General features: G+C 37.4%; 15 protein-coding genes. 11 read left to right on the top strand and 4 right to left on the bottom strand.

Annotation, left to right across the window (positions count from 1 at the left end; genetic code table 11):
• Nucleotides 1–280: 280 nt before the first annotated feature.
• Complete coding sequence (locus tag LIZ98_RS04965) at nt 281–526, top strand: hypothetical protein (protein ID WP_227139078.1); 246 nt, start codon at nt 281–283, stop codon at nt 524–526.
• A gap of 157 nt (nt 527–683) precedes the next feature.
• Nucleotides 684–2000, top strand: coding sequence for a DRTGG domain-containing protein (locus LIZ98_RS04960; protein WP_041903823.1), 1317 nt, complete (start codon nt 684–686; stop codon nt 1998–2000).
• A 30-nt stretch (nt 2001–2030) separates the two neighbouring features.
• On the opposite strand, the gene LIZ98_RS04955 is transcribed toward LIZ98_RS04960, so the two are convergent.
• Nucleotides 2031–2339 carry a YtpI family protein gene (locus LIZ98_RS04955; RefSeq protein WP_041903825.1) on the bottom strand — a complete coding sequence of 103 codons (309 nt, stop codon included), beginning with the start codon at nt 2337–2339 and terminating at the stop codon, nt 2031–2033.
• Between the two features lie 124 nt (nt 2340–2463).
• Here LIZ98_RS04955 and LIZ98_RS04950 point away from each other — a divergent pair, with 124 nt between their 5' ends.
• Entirely contained in the window at nt 2464–3417 is a 954-nt protein-coding gene (locus LIZ98_RS04950; RefSeq protein WP_227139079.1) for a DHH family phosphoesterase, read from the top strand.
• A 107-nt stretch (nt 3418–3524) separates the two neighbouring features.
• Here the strand turns inward: LIZ98_RS04950 and ytrI are convergent, their stop codons facing one another.
• Entirely contained in the window at nt 3525–4028 is a 504-nt protein-coding gene (ytrI, locus tag LIZ98_RS04945) for a sporulation membrane protein YtrI (protein WP_227139080.1), read from the bottom strand.
• Entirely contained in the window at nt 4025–4357 is a 333-nt protein-coding gene (ytrH, locus tag LIZ98_RS04940) for a sporulation membrane protein YtrH (RefSeq protein ID WP_034771665.1), read from the bottom strand. The genes ytrI and ytrH overlap by 4 nt, the downstream gene beginning before the upstream one ends.
• A gap of 179 nt (nt 4358–4536) precedes the next feature.
• On the opposite strand from ytrH, the gene dnaE reads away from it, so the two are divergent.
• The 8 genes from dnaE to LIZ98_RS04900 all read left to right on the top strand — a co-directional run bounded on the left by dnaE (nt 4537) and on the right by LIZ98_RS04900 (nt 15688).
• Nucleotides 4537–7878, top strand: coding sequence for a DNA polymerase III subunit alpha (gene dnaE, locus LIZ98_RS04935; RefSeq protein WP_309240447.1), 3342 nt, complete (start codon nt 4537–4539; stop codon nt 7876–7878).
• 357 nt (nt 7879–8235) lie between these two features.
• Entirely contained in the window at nt 8236–9465 is a 1230-nt protein-coding gene (ystJ, locus tag LIZ98_RS04930) for an NADP-dependent malic enzyme (RefSeq protein WP_227090606.1), read from the top strand.
• Nucleotides 9466–9535: 70 nt separating this feature from the next.
• On the top strand, nt 9536–10150 hold the full coding sequence (locus LIZ98_RS04925) for a FadR/GntR family transcriptional regulator (protein WP_041847937.1): 615 nt from the start codon (nt 9536–9538) through the stop codon (nt 10148–10150).
• Between the two features lie 58 nt (nt 10151–10208).
• Nucleotides 10209–11072, top strand: a complete 864-nt coding sequence (gene accD, locus LIZ98_RS04920) for an acetyl-CoA carboxylase, carboxyltransferase subunit beta (RefSeq protein ID WP_227139082.1) — start codon at nt 10209–10211, stop codon at nt 11070–11072.
• Complete coding sequence (gene accA / locus LIZ98_RS04915; RefSeq protein WP_034771657.1) at nt 11069–12025, top strand: acetyl-CoA carboxylase carboxyl transferase subunit alpha; 957 nt, start codon at nt 11069–11071, stop codon at nt 12023–12025. Before accD ends, accA begins: the two co-directional genes overlap by 4 nt.
• Nucleotides 12026–12374: 349 nt before the next feature.
• The gene (gene pfkA / locus LIZ98_RS04910) at nt 12375–13334 is read left to right on the top strand and encodes a 6-phosphofructokinase (RefSeq protein ID WP_227139083.1); all 960 of its coding nucleotides are present in this window, start codon (nt 12375–12377) and stop codon (nt 13332–13334) included.
• A 19-nt stretch (nt 13335–13353) separates the two neighbouring features.
• Nucleotides 13354–15114 carry a pyruvate kinase gene (gene pyk / locus LIZ98_RS04905; RefSeq protein WP_227139084.1) on the top strand — a complete coding sequence of 587 codons (1761 nt, stop codon included), beginning with the start codon at nt 13354–13356 and terminating at the stop codon, nt 15112–15114.
• Nucleotides 15115–15304: 190 nt separating this feature from the next.
• Nucleotides 15305–15688 (top strand): FxsA family protein, encoded by a 384-nt coding sequence (locus LIZ98_RS04900; RefSeq protein ID WP_034771653.1) that lies wholly within the window; start codon nt 15305–15307, stop codon nt 15686–15688.
• 148 nt (nt 15689–15836) lie between these two features.
• Here LIZ98_RS04900 and ytvI read toward each other — a convergent pair whose 3' ends face one another.
• Nucleotides 15837–16949 (bottom strand): sporulation integral membrane protein YtvI, encoded by a 1113-nt coding sequence (gene ytvI, locus LIZ98_RS04895; protein ID WP_227139085.1) that lies wholly within the window; start codon nt 16947–16949, stop codon nt 15837–15839.
• Nucleotides 16950–17396 lie beyond the last annotated feature (447 nt).

Raw genomic sequence — 17396 nt, 5'->3', positions numbered from 1 at the left:
GTTCAACTAACCATCCGTGGGGATAAAGCCCCCACGGATAGAAGTTTCACTTTATCCCGCACAAACGGTCACTAAATCTTCCTGCTGTAGCTTAAGGGAAATCAAAGATGTAAAAGGAGGAAGATAAGTGTCCGTAAGTGCCCGATTAGTTCAACTAACCATCCGTGGGGATAAAGCCCCCACGGATAGAAGTTTCACTTTATAAACTATTTCCGGTTCATTTATTTATGAGATTTGCATATATTGAAAACAAAAGACTTATAGAAGGCAGGAGAAAAGAATGAAAAATCGTTGTATTTTATCTTTATTGATTTGTTGTTTCCTTCTGTACTATGCACTCCCTGAGTTACAATTGCACGGAAATTCTTTATCTGTTTATTTTTCTTGGACATGGCTAAGTCTTCTCATTATGGCATTCGCCGGTAATCTGGCAGCCGTTTTATTTGCACCGAAAAAAAGAAAGCAAGTTCCTCATAAAATCGATCAGAAGTCTAGGGGGAAAATCAGGTATTATCAACGTGGTTAATATTTATCCCTGCCAAAATAACCAGCGAACTTTTTTACGTTGATCATGAAACAGGCAACTTCTAATTTTCGTGGAAATCATTTAAAAGATATTGAAAAAACTGGTATAATGCACATATGAGATGATCCATGAAAATATGTTGACTGAAGGTGAAACAATGACAACGAAACATGAACAAATATTACAATACATACAGAATTTACCAATTGGTGATAAAATCTCTGTCAGACAGATCGCAAAAGAATTAGGGGTGAGTGAAGGAACAGCATACCGAGCGATAAAAGATGCGGAAAATAAAGGGTTTGTCAGTACCATTGAGCGGGTAGGTACGATCCGCATAGAGCAAAAACGAAAGGAAAATATTGAACGACTTACGTTTGCGGAAATTGTCAATATTGTTGATGGACAAGTTTTAGGTGGTAAAAGCGGCTTACACAAAACCTTGAATAAATTTGTCATTGGTGCAATGGAAGTTGAAGCAATGATGCGCTATACAGAAGCTGGAAACCTGCTCATTGTCGGGAATCGGATGAAAGCGCAAAAGTCTGCATTGCAAAGAGGGGCAGCCGTCCTAATAACCGGGGGATTTGATACCGGTGATGATGTCAAAAAATTGGCTGATGAACTGGAACTGCCGATTATTTCTACTAGTTATGATACGTTTACAGTGGCGACATTAATCAACCGTGCAATTTTCGATCAACTCATTAAAAAAGAAATATTGCTTGTTGAGGATATTTTGATTCCTATCGAACAAACGTATTATTTAAAAGTCAATGAACCGATTCAAAAGTGGTATGAATTGAACGAGAAATACAGACATACCCGGTTTCCGGTAGTTACTGACGATCTGAAAGTAGAGGGTATGGTCACTTCGAAAGACGTAATCAGTGAAGATCGCACGCGACCGCTTGAAAAAGTAATGACAAAACAGCCGATTACCGTCACATTAAAAACAAGCGTAGCAACTGCTTCCCATATTATGATTTGGGAAGGCATCGAACTTTTGCCGGTGGTTGACGAACAAAATCGGCTTTTAGGAATTATCAGTCGTCAAGATGTGTTGAAATCACTCCAAACCATTCAAAGGCAGCCACATGTTGGCGAAACAATAGAAAACTTAATTTTTAACCACCTACATAAAAAAGAAACGACAGATGGTGTCGATGTTAGTTATGAATTTGATGTGACACCTCAAATGACAAATCAACATGGTACGATTTCTTATGGTGTCCTTACTTCTACCATTATCGAATCGGTTCATCGATTGTTTCGCACACAGAAAAAAGGTGAGATTGTCGTTGAAAGTATGTCTGTATACTATTTAAAGCCCGTTCAAATCGACAATGATATAACGATTCAGCCGAATATTCTTGAAATTGGGAGAAAGTTCGGCAAGGTAGATGTGGAAGTAGTTTCAAAAGGAATGATTGCTGCAAAAGCTTTGATTATGGTTCAATTTTTAGATCGTTAATTTTTATACCATGTACTATCAATTGGTTTTTTACATACCTTTTTCCATACTCTCTTTTTTTGTTTCAACATAGGGTGAATAATATTTATACGCTTTAAAGTTTGTCCAGATAGAAATGGTTCCAACGAAGATAAAAAGTATGCCGATAATAATGGATACAGTGGTTTGGGTGATGAATAAACGATTGAATCCAAAAACAGCGACAAACAAGCCGAGTGCAATAGAAGATTTGGCATTCCACCATTTTTTCTCTATCGGAGTTTTTGCCTGAAAAGATTTTACTTTGTAATATAAATAAAAGGTAACTGAAAAAACGATGATTACAACAAATACAGGCATATATCCGTCTCTCCCTTTTCTGTTTTGATATTATTTTACCTACTAATATAAAAAATTGCCATAAAAAAGGACGATATCGTTTACAGTGAATTTAGATGGAAAAAGTGAGAAGGAGCTATCAAATATGAAAGAACAAATTTTACAAAAAATAAAAGAGTTTGATACGATTATTATTCATAGACATATCCGGCCCGACCCTGATGCTTATGGATCTCAAGGCGGCTTGGCGGAAATTATTCAAACTTCATTTCCTGAGAAGCATGTGTATGTCGTTGGTGAAGATGAGAAAACATTGAAATATTTAAATACCATGGATCAAATACCTGATGAAAGTTACCGGAATGCGCTTGTCATCGTTTGTGATACGGCCAATCGGGAGCGAATATCTGACGGACGTTATCATACGGGGGCATTTCTCATTAAAATCGATCATCATCCGAATGAGGATAAATATGGTGATATTGTTTGGGTCGATACAAATGCCAGTTCAACCAGTGAATTAATTTACGAGTTTTTTTTATATGGAAGAGGGGATGGATTGAAATTATCAACGGAAGGGGCAAGACTTCTATTTGCCGGTATCGTGGGTGATACAGGACGGTTTTTATATCCGAGTGCAACAGAAAAAACATTTCAATATGTAAGTGAACTAATAAAATATCCGTTTTCCCGAACCGATTTATTTGAAAAAATGTATGAAACAACACAAAATCTCGCTAAATTTCAAGGCTATATTTTACAAAACTTTGAATTTGAGTTTGACGGTGTTGCCAAAGTTATTATTGATCAAAGGCTGTTGACCAAATATAACTTACGACCGCAAGAAGCTTCACAAACGGTTAGCATGTTAGGAAATATTCAAGGAATAAAGGCGTGGGCGTTCTTTGTTGAAGAAACGAATCAGATTCGGGTTCGTCTCCGTTCTAATGGCCCTACGATCAATGAAGTAGCGAAAAAATTCTCTGGTGGTGGCCATCCACGTGCAGCCGGTGCAACAATTTACTCCTGGGATGAGGTAGACCGGGTTATGGAAGAACTGAAAAAAGTTGTTCAAGATTATTTGGAAAATCAAAGCTAGTCACTGATCCGGGATAAGGATGTTTCCTGCACATGGAACGTAGGAAGAAAACAGCAACATTTAGATGCTATGATGGGCTAGTTAACCACAAGCCCATCTGCTTTTTGTTATTGTGCTAATGTTAATTCTAATTCGATATTCAAGGTGGTATAAATCACCATTTTTCGTACAGTCAGTTGATAACGACGATCATTGATGACAACCGGCTTATTTTCAATGACTTTTTCCAATAAATCTTTACTTGTATAAACAACATGTAAATCTTTCGCCAGTACATTACTGATATCTTCTTTTACCTTCTCTTGCACTTCGAAAATACTTAATGCATCAATTTTATATTTGGAACCATTGGTGATTTTAATCGATATATCTTGAACCGTAAGCAGCTCTTTATTTTTCTCGTTCAGTTTTTTGAAATCTTCCTGCCAAATATTTTTTTCTTTTTCTAAATCGGCAATTAGTTCCTCTTGCTGACGGATTACTTTTACCTGCTCTTCCTGCATACGCCCAAACATGTACAGAAGAATTAACCAACTGATGATCGCACCGATTACGACGCCGGAAAAAAATCGTTGGAAGCTTCTTGAATAAAAATAGGGAGGGATTCTCATGACAAATGCCCCTGGGTAAGCCAATTAATAATCAGTGCTCCGGTTTGTGCACCACCTAAAGCGGATAAAATGAGAAAAATTTGTTTGACAAGATCGCCGGTCTGTCCGTGCATCAATCCACGTTCAAAATTATATACGGCATCGAACGTTCCACCGATAGCGGCAACAATTGCCCATATCCGTAAACTATTGGATAGTCGGTAGATTTCTGTAAGTGGCGGTTCACCGATTAAAAAGGCTGATAAACCGCCAATCAAGGAGCCGCCGAGAATAACTCCAAGTGCGATAAAATAACTATGGATAAACGTTGGTACAAATGCTTCTGTCATTTAAACAACCCCCTGTTAACATAAACAGCCGAAATCGGACTGCCCCTATTAATAATTTATTGGTACAATGGAGTAAATATGAATATTTTACAATTCTTTGCTTGCTTTCAGTGTTAAAATAAGAACATATGTGCTATAATGAGAAGAAATAGGATGAACGGAAGGAAGATGTGTTGCCTATGGTACCTTTACATATGTACAGTGCCTATTCACTTTTATCAAGTACAATCCAACCTGAAAAAATGGTTATGGCAGCAAAACAAAGAGGATTCCATGCACTGGCAATTACGGATCAAAATGTTCTTTACGGTGTCATCCCTTTTTATAAAGCATGCCGGACCTATGGTATACAACCGATCATTGGACTAGAAGCTGATATTTTAATTGAAGAGGAATACGAAACGACCGCCTATCCGCTGCTTTTTTATGCAAAAAATTTACATGGGTACCAAAACATAATGAAAATTTCGAGTGCTATTCAGACAAAATCTCCAAAAGGTATCCCAATCAAATGGCTTAAACATTATTGTTCAGGTTTGATCGCCATTTCTCCCGGTATTGAAGGGGAAATTGAAACATATATTCTGCAAGGGCGAGAAGGACGTGCAAAGGAAAAAGTCAGCTTCTATCAACAATTATTTGAGAAAGAATCCTTCTATTTATCAATTCAGTCATTACCATCCCGGGATCATGAAACGTTAAGAAAAGCGATTTATAGTATGAGTGAGGAGATGAATATACCCGTCGCAGCTGTCGATAAAGTTTGTTTTCTGGATAAAGAAGATTATTTTTCATGGAAATGTTTGCAGGCGATCAAAGAGAATATAAATATTTCCGAGTTGACTGAAGATGCTTTGGATAAAGAAGGTTACTTGCGGACAAATGAAGAGCTGAACAGCTTATTTCAACAATACCCGGAAGCAATCGAAAACACTTTGAAAATTGCGGAACAGTGTCAAGTTGAAATTCCCTTTCATCAACAATTATTGCCTCAATACCCGCTCGATGAAAAAACAAGCGATGTGTTTTTAAGTGAACTGTGTGAAAAAAATTTATCTATTAGAATCGATTCACCTACACCAATTTATAAAGAACGACTGAAATATGAACTTGACATTATTAAGAAGATGAAGTTTAGTGATTATTTTTTAATCGTTTGGGATTATGTTCAATTTGCCAGAAAAAATGGTATTATTGTCGGACCGGGCAGGGGATCGGCAGCGGGAAGTCTTGTTGCTTATGTTCTTGAAATAACGGATGTTGACCCGATTAAATTTGATCTGTTGTTTGAAAGGTTTTTGAATCCTGAGCGGGTGTCGATGCCGGATATTGATATCGATTTTCCTGATCACAGGCGCGATGAAGTTATTCAGTATGTGGCGAAAAAATATGGATCTACCCATGTGGCTCAAATTATTACTTTTGGTACATTTGCGGCTAAAGCAGCTGTAAGGGATGTTGCCCGCGTTTTTGGAAGAACAAATAAGGAATTGGATCAATTATCGAAAAGCATACCGAACAAATTGGGAATCACTTTAAAGGAAGCGATGAAAGAGTCCCAAGCTTTACAAGATTTAATGAAAAACGAAAACTTTCAACAGATTTTCCAAATTGCCGCAAAAATTGAAGGATTACCGCGCCACACTTCAACACATGCAGCCGGGGTTGTTATCGGGGACAGACCACTGGTTGAATGGATTCCTTTACAAACAGGATCAAATGATGTTTTGCTGACCCAATACCCGATGGGAACCTTAGAAGAAATCGGTTTATTAAAGATGGATTTCCTTGGATTACGAAATTTATCACTTATCGAATCAATCATTCGGTCCATCCACAAGAAACAACAGAAAAAAATTGATTTAAAACATATTCCTTTTGATGATGAAAAAACTTTTAAACTGTTACAAAAAGGTCAGACAACAGGGATTTTTCAATTGGAATCGGAAGGAATGCGAGATGTGTTAATACGCCTGAAACCGACGGAATTTGAGGATATTGTTGCTGTCAATGCGTTGTATCGTCCGGGACCGATGACAAATATTCCTGTCTATATTAATCGAAAACATGGAAAGGAACCGGTCCGTTATCCACATCCTGACTTGGAAAATATTTTAAAGAAAACATATGGAGTCATCGTATATCAGGAGCAAATTATGCAAATTGCTTCCAAAATGGCAGGTTTCACATTAGGGGAAGCAGACTTACTTAGAAGGGCGGTTTCAAAAAAGAAGCGGGAAGTTTTGGATCAACAAAGGCAACATTTTGTAGCCGGTGCCAAAAATAATGGCTATTCGGAAACAACGGCAAATGAAATATATGATTTGATCGTCCGCTTTGCCGATTATGGTTTTAATCGCAGTCATGCCGTTGCCTACAGCATGATTAGTTATCAACTCGCTTATTTAAAAGCCCATTATCCATTGTATTTCATGGCAAGTTTATTAACTTCGGTCGTAGGAAATGAAAATAAAACCGCTGAGTACATTAAAGAACTGAAACATCTAGGATTTACTATTTATCCACCATCCATTAATCACAGCTATTATCAATTTCAAGTTGAGCGTGATGGAGTTCGTTTTAGCTTGGCTGCGATTAAAGGAGTCGGTTTTCAAGCATTAAAAGAGATTATCCAAGCTAGGGGGGAACGGCCGTTTACCGATTTATTTGATTTCTGTTTACGTGTTTCACTTAAAGTCGTAAACCGGAAAGTGTTGGAAAACTTGATTCATGCCGGAAGTTTTGACGAATTTGGGCATGACCGGGCTGTCCTGTTGGCAACTTTGGATGTGGCGATTGAACATGCTCAATTAATGAAACCCGACGATCATCAAATTGACTCATTATTTTCAGAAGAGCTGGATATTAAGCCGAAATATGTTGAAGTTGAACCGATTCCTATTGATAAAAAATTACAATTTGAAAAGCAGGTTTTAGGTTTATTTATTTCAAGACATCCGGTCAGCATGTATCGCAAGCTGCTTCAATGCCAAGGTGCTCTGTTACTGGATGAACTGAAAATTGCCGGATCAAAATATCATGTCGGCGCTTATATTCAAGAAGTACGGAAAACAAGAACAAAAAATGGTGAAGCAATGGCTTTTTTACAAATTAGTGATGAATCGCAAGACATGTCAGCAGTCGTTTTTCCGAATGTTTATCGGACATCTTCAGCCTTAGTAAAAAAAGGAGAAATTGTTTTTATGACCGGTACGCTTGATTTTCGACATGGTCAAAAGCAATTTATCGTTAATTTCATCCAATCCGTTGAAAAATTGCGAGAAGAACAAGAAAGTAAAAAGGTGTATATTAAAATTGATGCAAATCATCAAACGAATGAATTATTAGGGGAATTGAAGAATATGATTAAAAAATATAAAGGGAGTGTGCCAATCATTCTTTATTATGAAAAAAATCATCAGACCGTCCAGTTGGCAAAAGAGCATTGGATTAATCCGGACAGTGCAGCTATCTCAGAATTAAAAAAATTATTGGGAGAACATAATGTTGCCATAAAGTAAAGAAAGCGAAAAGTCGATGCTCTGCTTTTGTTGTTTTTCAGGTGGAGATAAACAATACGAGCTAGCTCACAAGGAAGGACCGTCACTTCGATATGGATTGGTTGTCAAGGATAAAACTTGTCAAAAATATTTCCAAGTTCGTTTAGAAATGATGAATTTTGACGGAAGGATGCCGATCGATGTAGTTGGAATTTTTTGGTGCTTTTCTTATGGGCCTTGACCGAAAGTTTGAAACATTACGAGAAAAATATTTTTAATGATATCTTTACAATCTGATTATTTATGTTTATATTAGTAATAATATGTGGTCAGACCACTATTTAATAAATATTCGTAATGTTTTGAGGGGTGGAGAAGGTGAGTTTAAGGGAAGAAGCACTACAATTACATCAAATGAACATGGGGAAACTTGAAACGGTATCTAAAGTTCAATTGCAATCGCCGAAGGATTTAAGTTTGGCATATTCACCGGGTGTTGCAGAACCATGTAAAGAAATTTACGAACATCCGGAACTGGTATACGATTATACAATGAAAGGCAATACTGTAGCTGTTGTTACAGATGGAACTGCCGTGCTGGGATTAGGTAATATCGGACCGGAAGCGGCACTGCCGGTAATGGAAGGGAAAGCTGTCCTGTTTAAAAGTTTTGCCGGGGTTGATGCATTTCCACTTTGCCTTGGGACAACGGATGTTGACAAGATTGTTGAGACGGTCAAATTATTGGAACCAACCTTTGGCGGAGTTAATCTGGAAGATATCGCATCTCCAAATTGCTTTGAAATTGAAGAACGATTAAAAAGAGAAACCAATATCCCTGTCTTTCATGATGATCAACATGGAACAGCTATTGTTACCATAGCGGGTTTAATGAATGCATTAAAGCTGACAGGAAGGAAGATCCATGAAATTAAGGTCGTTATAAACGGGGCCGGTGCAGCTGGAATAGCCATTATTAAATTACTTTATCACTACGGAGTCCGTGATATAATCATGTGTGATACAAAGGGGGCGATTTATGAAGGCCGACCATTTGGGATGAATCAGCTTAAGGAAGAAGTAGCAAAAATTACAAATCGTGAAGGAAGGAAAGGATCGCTAAAAGAAGTCATTCAAGGAACTGATGTATTTATTGGGGTGTCTGCGGGTGGAATCCTATCGAAGGAAATGGTTCGCTCCATGAATCCGGATCCGATTATTTTTGCGATGGCCAACCCGATTCCCGAAATTATGCCGGAGGACGCGAAAGAAGCAGGTGCTGCAGTAATCGGAACAGGTCGTTCTGATTATCCGAATCAAGTCAATAACGTACTGGCATTTCCGGGGATTTTCCGTGGTGCCTTAGATGTTCGAGCAACAATTATTAATGAAGAAATGAAGCAAGCAGCTGTTGAAGCGATTGCCAGCCTAATTAGTGATGAACAATTATCACCTAATTATGTCATTCCAAATCCGTTTGATCCGAGAGTGGCTCCATATGTTGCCCGAGCTGTAGCAAAAGCGGCAATGGAGACTGGGGTAGCACGCAGAAAAGTTGACCCATCTAATGTTCACAAGAAAACGAAAGAAATCGCATCAATTAAATAGAGATTAATATTTTTTGCAATGATGAATAAAAACAAAAAGGGATAACTATATAAAATGGTGAGTGAAAAAAGTGGGCCAAAGGCAATACCAACAAAAAGTATACTTAGAAACATTCGAAAAAATAAGAGAAATTATTCAAGAAAGGAATTTGCAGCCTGGTGATAGACTCCCATCTGAAAGAGAGTTGACCGATCTTTTACATGTTGGTAGATCGAGTGTTCGTGAGGCTTTAAGAGCCATGGAATTACTTGGTTTAATTGAAACAAGAAGAGGCGAAGGAACATTTATCGTTGATTTTCGAAAACATCAACTGGTAGAATTATTAAGTAGTTTTGTTTTTCAAAGAGAGAATGCAGATCATGATATTTTAGAAGTAAAAAGAATCATTGAAACATCCGGTATTTATAAACTCGTATTTAACAGGACTTATATTGATATTTCTCAATGGAATGAAAAATATTTTGATCGTGAAAAATTTTTTGAAAGAATTTTAATTTTAACGGATAATCAGTTATTATTAAAAATATGGTATATTTTATCGGAATTTATCCGTTTACTCCAATTTACCAATCCAATCGAAAAGAAAAATTATATTGAACTGCTGACAGCAATTAATAGCGGAAATTGGGATCAAGCTTTATCTATCTACATGCTATATTTTGATCAAGCAAAACCGATACAATAAACATTGCTTGGTCTGTAATTTCAGTCAAGCTTAGTGAAAGAGACAAGGGGGAAATACCTTGCTAAGAGATATTTTTTCTAAAAACAAGAAAACATATGCAACTATTCCTGTACCGTCTGCAACCGATGATGTTCCAGTCGGTATTATGACGAAATGCCCGAACTGTAAAAAAATTATGTTTACACGTGAAATCGAGCAAAATATGAAAATCTGTTTACATTGTGATTACCATTTCCCAATGAATGCAAAAGAACGGTTATTAAGTATTCTTGATGAAAATTCCTTTGCTGAGATGGATAAAGAATTGGTTACCGTTAATCCACTTGGCTTCCCTGAATATGTAGAAAAAGTAGAAAAAGATCGCAGAAAAATGAAAATGAATGAAGCAGTTGTAACCGGAACAGGAAAGATTGAGGAAAAACCGGTCGTTATTGCCGTTATGGATTCATTTTTCCGAATGGGGAGCATGGGGTCCGTTGTCGGTGAAAAAATAACGCGTGCCATTGAAAAAGCAGATGAATTACATTTACCGTTCATCATTTTTACAGCTTCCGGCGGTGCCAGAATGCAAGAAGGAGTCTTAAGCCTCATGCAAATGGCTAAAACAAGTGCCGCTTTAAAACGATTCAGCGATCATGGAGGACTAATCATTACTGTTATGACTCATCCGACAACCGGCGGCGTTTCAGCTAGTTTCGCTTCTTTAGGAGATTTTAACCTTGCTGAACCCGGAGCATTAATCGGTTTTGCCGGAAAGCGGGTCATCGAACAAACCATTCATGAAGAACTTCCCGAAGATTTTCAAACCGCAGAATTCCAGTTAAAACACGGACAATTAGATGCAGTCATCCATCGGAAAGAGATGCGCAAAAAAATATCGCTTATTCTCGAACTGCATCATATTGGAGGTGTTACAGAATGACGGTAGAACTGGAATTTGAAAAGCCGCTCATTAATTTACGTAAAAAATTGGACGAGCTAAAATTAATTACACAAAATGCCGATGTCGACTTAACCGATGAAATTGAAAAATTGGAATTACGACTTCACAATTTGGAAGAAGAAATTTATAAAAATTTAGAGCCATGGGATCGAGTACAAATTGCAAGACATCCGAATCGCCCGACGACACTAGATTATATAAATTATTTATTTGAAGATTTCTTTGAATGTCATGGCGATCGTACCTTTGGCGACGATGAAGCTATTGTTGCAGGGATTGCCAAATACAAAGGAAGGCCGGTAACAGTTATTGGACATCAGCGTGGCAAAGATACGAAGGAAAATATTCGCCGTAATTTCGGTATGCCGCATCCAGAAGGGTATCGAAAAGCATTGCGCCTAATGTTCCAAGCTCAAAAATTTAACCGCCCGATTATTTGCTTTATTGATACTAAGGGAGCCTACCCCGGAAAAGCAGCGGAAGAAAGGGGACAAAGTGAGGCCATTGCCAGAAATCTTTTTGAAATGGCAGGGCTAACTGTTCCGATTGTTTGTATCGTTATCGGTGAAGGTGGTAGCGGCGGGGCACTGGCATTAGGTGTTGGAAATCATATACATATGTTGGAGAACTCGACGTATTCAGTCATTTCCCCTGAAGGTGCAGCTTCGATTCTTTGGAAGGATGCAACCCTTGCAAAAAAAGCGGCAGAATCAATGAAAATTACAGCCCAAGACTTAAAGCAATTAGAAGTCATCGATGAGATCATCCCCGAAGTCAAGGGGGGAGCTCATAATAATATTAAGGAACAGGCAAATTTAATTGACACTGTTTTGAAAAAATCTTTGGATGAGTTGTCCAAGTTATCGAAAAATGAACTTGTTCAAGACCGTTATCAAAAATTTGCTAAGATCGGTCAGTACACCGTAGAATAGTTTAAGAACTAGCTGAGGAACGTGTATAATGCACGTTCTTTTTTACAGAATAAGAAAGTATATAAAAACAAGTGAACAACTTAGATTAGTTTTATTGTCTAATTTCATAAAAGAAGTGACGAAGCAGAATCTTTCTTTTCTTTACAATGTTAACAGATTTGTAAAATAGATAACGTTTTATCATCGAAGAAAGCGATTACTTTTGAAAAATAGTTCAGTTTTTTAAATTTGGGTTCCATATCTTATTGAGTTTAAGAAAGTATCGTGGTAAGGTAAATATGAAATTTGTTTAATAATGAACAAAGGAATATAGAAATATCAATATAATTATGTAGGTGAGGTGTTTGTCATGAGAAAAATTGCTGTTTTAACAAGTGGTGGCGATTCTCCGGGTATGAATGCTGCAATCCGTGCAGTCGTTCGTAAAGGAATTTATCATGATCTGGAAGTTTACGGGATTTATCATGGTTTTCATGGACTAGTAAATGGGAAAATTGAAAAACTGGAGTTAGGTTCCGTCGGTGATATTATTCATCGCGGCGGTACGATTCTTCGCTCAGCCCGCTTGCCGGAGTTTGTCAATCCTGAGGTACAAAAACAAGGTTTAGAACAATTACATAAACATGGATTAGAAGGATTGGTTGTTATTGGTGGCGACGGTTCTTACCGTGGTGCGAACGCTTTAACAAACCTCGGTTTTCCTTGCGTCGGTGTGCCGGGAACAATTGATAATGATATTAGCGGTACAGAATTTACCATTGGTTTTGATACGGCGATAAATACCGTTATTGATGCGATCGATAAAATCCGCGATACCGCTTCTTCACATGATCGGACATTCGTCATTGAAGTGATGGGAAGAGGTGCAGGTGATATTGCTCTTTGGTCCGGTCTTGCCGGTGGAGCCGAAACGATTCTGATTCCGGAAGAAAAGGAAACGATTGATAACATTATTGACCGTCTAAATCGCGGTAAACAAAGAGGAAAACGGCACAGCATTATTGTCGTTGCAGAAGGTGTAATGAGCGGTGTTAAATTAGCTGAACAATTAAAAGAGAGAATTGATGCTGATGTCCGTGTATCTGTCTTGGGGCATATACAACGCGGTGGTTCTCCATCTGCAACGGATCGCTTTTTGGCAAGCCGCTTAGGTGCACGTGCTGTAGAATTGCTGCTCGAAGGAAAAGGTGGCAGAGCGGTAGGAATTGTAAAAAATACGATTGTGGATCATGCCATTTCAGAAATTATTAATCAACCACATAAGATCGATAATGAAATTATTCGATTAGCAAAAGAATTATCGATTTAAGATCAGGAGGATAATTGAAATGAGAAGAACAAAAATAGTTTGTACAATAGGTCCGGCCAGTGAAAGTGTTGAAAAATTAGTACAGTTAATTGAAGCAGGCATGAATGTAGCACGATTAAACTTTTCTCATGGTGACCACGAAGAACATGCAGCCAGAATTAAAAATATTCGTGAAGCTGAAAAAATTACCGGGAAACATGTTGCCCTTTTGCTTGATACGAAAGGTCCCGAAATTCGTACTCATAATATGGAAAATGATGCCATCGAACTGATTGAAGGAAATACAGTAACAATTTCAATGGAAGAAGTTCTCGGTACACAAGAAAAATTCTCCGTTACATACGAGGGTTTGATTGATGATGTTCAAGTCGGAGGAAAAATTTTATTGGATGATGGACTCATTGGACTTGAAGTCATTGATGTTCATAAAGATAAAAAAGAAATAGTGACCAAAGTTTTAAATGGAGGGGTTTTAAAAAATAAAAAAGGTGTGAATGTACCGGGCGTATCTGTTAATTTGCCGGGTATTACTGATAAAGATGCAAGGGATATTGTTTTTGGGATTGAGCAAGGAATTGATTTTATTGCAGCTTCCTTTGTTCGACGTCCCAGTGATGTTTTAGAAATTCGCGAACTACTCGAGCAACATAATGCGTCTCATATCCATATTATTCCAAAAATCGAAAACCAAGAAGGCGTCGATAAAATTGACGAAATTTTAGAAGTAAGCGACGGCTTAATGGTTGCGCGCGGTGACCTTGGTGTAGAAATTCCGGCTGAAGAAGTCCCATTGGTACAAAAATTGCTTATAAAAAAATGTAATAAACTGGCCAAACCGGTTATTACTGCTACGCAAATGTTGGATTCTATGCAAAGAAATCCTCGTCCGACAAGAGCTGAGGCAAGTGATGTAGCCAATGCGATTTTTGACGGAACAGATGCAATTATGCTTTCCGGTGAAACGGCTGCAGGAAAATATCCGGTTGAAGCAGTACAAACGATGCATAATATAGCTGTTCGAGCTGAAAGTGCATTAAATCATAAAGGAATATTAGCCTTACGTTCAAAAGAAATTGAACATAATATTACGGATGCTATTTGTCAATCCGTTGCCCATGCTGTCATTAACCTGGATATTGATGCTGTTATTACTTCAACAGAAAGCGGTCATACGGCAAGAATGGTATCAAAATATCGCCCGGCTGCACCAATTGTTGCTGTCACAAGTCATGAAAAAGTCATGAAACAACTTTTATTAGTTTGGGGCGTTTATCCACAATTAGGCAAAAGATCAGAATCAATTGATGAAATGCTTGAAAAATCCGTAAGTGAAAGTCTGAAAAGCGGTATCGTGAAACACGGAGACAATGTAGTAATTACGGCAGGAGTTCCGGTTGGTGAAGCAGGTACAACAAACATGATGAAAATTCATGTGGTCGGCAGTGTGCTGGCAAAAGGTCAAGGGATTGGCAGAAAAAATGCATTTGGAAAAGTTGTCATTGCTAAAAACAGTAAAGAAGTACTGGAAAAAGTAAATGAACATTCAGTACTTGTTACATTTTCAACGGATCGCGACATGATGCCTGCACTTGAAAAATGTCAAGCATTGATTACGGAAGAAGGCGGTTTGACCAGTCATGCAGCTGTTGTTGGCTTAAATCTGGGGATTCCGGTCATCGTTGGTGTAAAAGATGCATTGTCGATTTTGAAAGACGGCCAGGTAGTAACGGTAGATGCAAACACCGGGCTTGTTTATGAAGGCCATAATAGTGTACTATAGATATACATTGGAGCAATTGGGCACTGCCAATTGCTTCAAATTTATCATCAATTTTACAGATTTTCCGCATGAGAAAGCCCACTTCTTTAGTTGGTAGAAGTTTTCCGGAATAGATAAAGATTTGATGTTTTTGTAAACATTTAGGTTAAATTCAATCAAACGAAGGGAACCGAAGATAGGCGGTGGGGAAATGCGATTTTTCATACTGGTTTTTATTATTCTGCCTGCGCTTGAAATAGGTGTGTTTTTATTATCGGGAAAAACGATTGGCGTGTGGAATACGGTACTGATCATTATTTTCACAGGAATCCTTGGTGCCTTTCTGACAAAAAGGCAGGGCTTGGAAGTCATGCGAAAGGCTCAAGATGCGGTTCGTGCCGGCTATCCTCCCGGTGATGTTTTATTAGACGGTATCTGTATCTTCTTAGGTGGCAGCTTGTTAATTTCTCCTGGATTTATTACTGATTGTCTTGGATTAATTTTGCTTCTCCCTCCTACAAGAAAACTCATTAAACCGCTCCTTATTAAGTGGTTTCAACGATGGATTGATAAACGGACAATTTATATTGATTAAATAAACTAGGGAGGTTTCCGTATTTACCTAATCATTAGTAGGTGAATACGCCCTCCCTTTTTTGTCATTTATTTTCCTTCGCATATTTACTTCTCGTATACATAAAGTTTTATGCGACATCTATTGTAATCTTGATGCAATGATTACACTACTTTTGCCCGATAACAAAATCCCACAACCGGTGAAAGGCATTGGCCTTATACAAGGTACTCAATAGAACTGCAACAATTGGTCCGATAATCAAACCGACAAATCCAAATAATTGCAAGCTAATAAAAATGGAAACCAAAGAAGCTAAAGGACTAATACCGATATTGGTAGAGACAATTTTTGGTTCTATGATTTGCCTTTGTACGAGAACAACAATGTAAAGAACTAATAAACCAATTCCCAACGAATAATTATTGACGATAAATTCGTAAATAATCCATGGGACAAATACTAAACCGGTGCCAAGATACGGTAGCAAATCAATGATTCCAATAATAAAGGCAATGGCAATAGCGTAATTAACCCGTAAAATAAGCAGACCGATTAATACTGTGACTGCAGTGATTGAAATTAATGTTACTTGAGCACGAATAAAACCAAACAGTGCTTTTCTTAGGTCGATATAAACCTTCATACTACCTCGCCGAAACCGAATCGGAATAAATTTCCCTGCCATTCTTTTTAGCTTGTACCAATCTTTACTGATAAAGAAGGTGGCCAGCAATGTAAAAATGAGAACTGTTGCTGCGTTTGGAAACCATGAAATAAATGCAGGAATTTTTTTTAGCATCGATTGTAAAAAGTTTCCGAGCGTAGAAGCAATGTTAGCCCCGATATCATTGATGTTTTGAATAATTGTTTCCTGCTGTCCCTCATTTAAATTATTGAACATACTTGTTAAATTATTAAAAAAGGGGGTGACTGTACCGGTAATCCAATTTTCTATATACTTAACGATATTATTTATATGATTCGGAAGCGTGTTGGACAAATATTCAGTTCCCGAAATCAATTGTGTGATCAATAATGTTAACAAACCGGCTAACGCACCGAAAATTAATATAAGAACAATTAAAACACTGATAGCCCTTGGTATTCTTCCTTTTACTTGCAAAAAATTGACCAACGGATTCATCATAAAGGCAATGCCCCAAGCAATGATGAAAGGATAGGTCAATGAAGATAGGAAGTAAATTGCAAGAATAAATGCGATGATGGCAGCCAGAATCAATAAGAAACGGATAGTGCGTTGAACATAAACGGAATTCAATAATAATGCCTCCTGCTCTATTAAAATTTTTGTATAGCATGCGTTTTTGGAAGAACCCTTGTACTAAAATATTCCGTTTTTCCCCTCTATATGAATAAATATCTTCATTATAAAAGGCAATTTTTGAAAAGTTGCAAAAAGACATTCTTACATCACATATTTTAGCATTTTCCCATCGAATTTACATGCACCAAATCTTCAAACCTTATATTAACGAAAAAAATAAAATTGTAAATATGTGAAATTTAATTTTTCCCTTTGAACTTTATTCACATTCGATACGAAAAATAGAAAAAATATGAATAAAACGGTAAATTTAATCAATTTCCAGTTTAAGAAAAAACTAGTTCGTAAATGTTTTTGTGAAAAAATAAAAAAACATTCACATTTTGTTCATACCCCATTCACAAATTAATTTTTATCGGTTATAATTGGATTGAAAAACTG

This window comes from Caldibacillus sp. 210928-DFI.2.18, assembly GCF_020554505.1.
Lineage (GTDB): Bacteria > Bacillota > Bacilli > Bacillales > Caldibacillaceae > Caldifermentibacillus > Caldifermentibacillus hisashii.
This window is presented reverse-complemented; position numbering and strand designations above follow the sequence as displayed.

Bases quoted from the DNA above. Each gene is read 5' to 3' on its own strand.
- pfkA (WP_227139083.1), top strand. From the start codon at position 12,375: ATGAGAAAAATTGCTGTTTTAACAAGTGGTGGCGATTCTCCGGGTATG.
- pyk (WP_227139084.1), top strand. From the start codon at position 13,354: ATGAGAAGAACAAAAATAGTTTGTACAATAGGTCCGGCCAGTGAAAGT.
- LIZ98_RS04960 (WP_041903823.1), top strand. From the start codon at position 684: ATGACAACGAAACATGAACAAATATTACAATACATACAGAATTTACCA.
- ytrH (WP_034771665.1), bottom strand. From the start codon at position 4,357: ATGACAGAAGCATTTGTACCAACGTTTATCCATAGTTATTTTATCGCA.
- accA (WP_034771657.1), top strand. From the start codon at position 11,069: ATGACGGTAGAACTGGAATTTGAAAAGCCGCTCATTAATTTACGTAAA.
- LIZ98_RS04950 (WP_227139079.1), top strand. From the start codon at position 2,464: ATGAAAGAACAAATTTTACAAAAAATAAAAGAGTTTGATACGATTATT.
- dnaE (WP_309240447.1), top strand. From the start codon at position 4,537: ATGGTACCTTTACATATGTACAGTGCCTATTCACTTTTATCAAGTACA.
- LIZ98_RS04965 (WP_227139078.1), top strand. From the start codon at position 281: ATGAAAAATCGTTGTATTTTATCTTTATTGATTTGTTGTTTCCTTCTG.
- ytrI (WP_227139080.1), bottom strand. From the start codon at position 4,028: ATGAGAATCCCTCCCTATTTTTATTCAAGAAGCTTCCAACGATTTTTT.
- LIZ98_RS04900 (WP_034771653.1), top strand. From the start codon at position 15,305: ATGCGATTTTTCATACTGGTTTTTATTATTCTGCCTGCGCTTGAAATA.
- LIZ98_RS04955 (WP_041903825.1), bottom strand. From the start codon at position 2,339: ATGCCTGTATTTGTTGTAATCATCGTTTTTTCAGTTACCTTTTATTTA.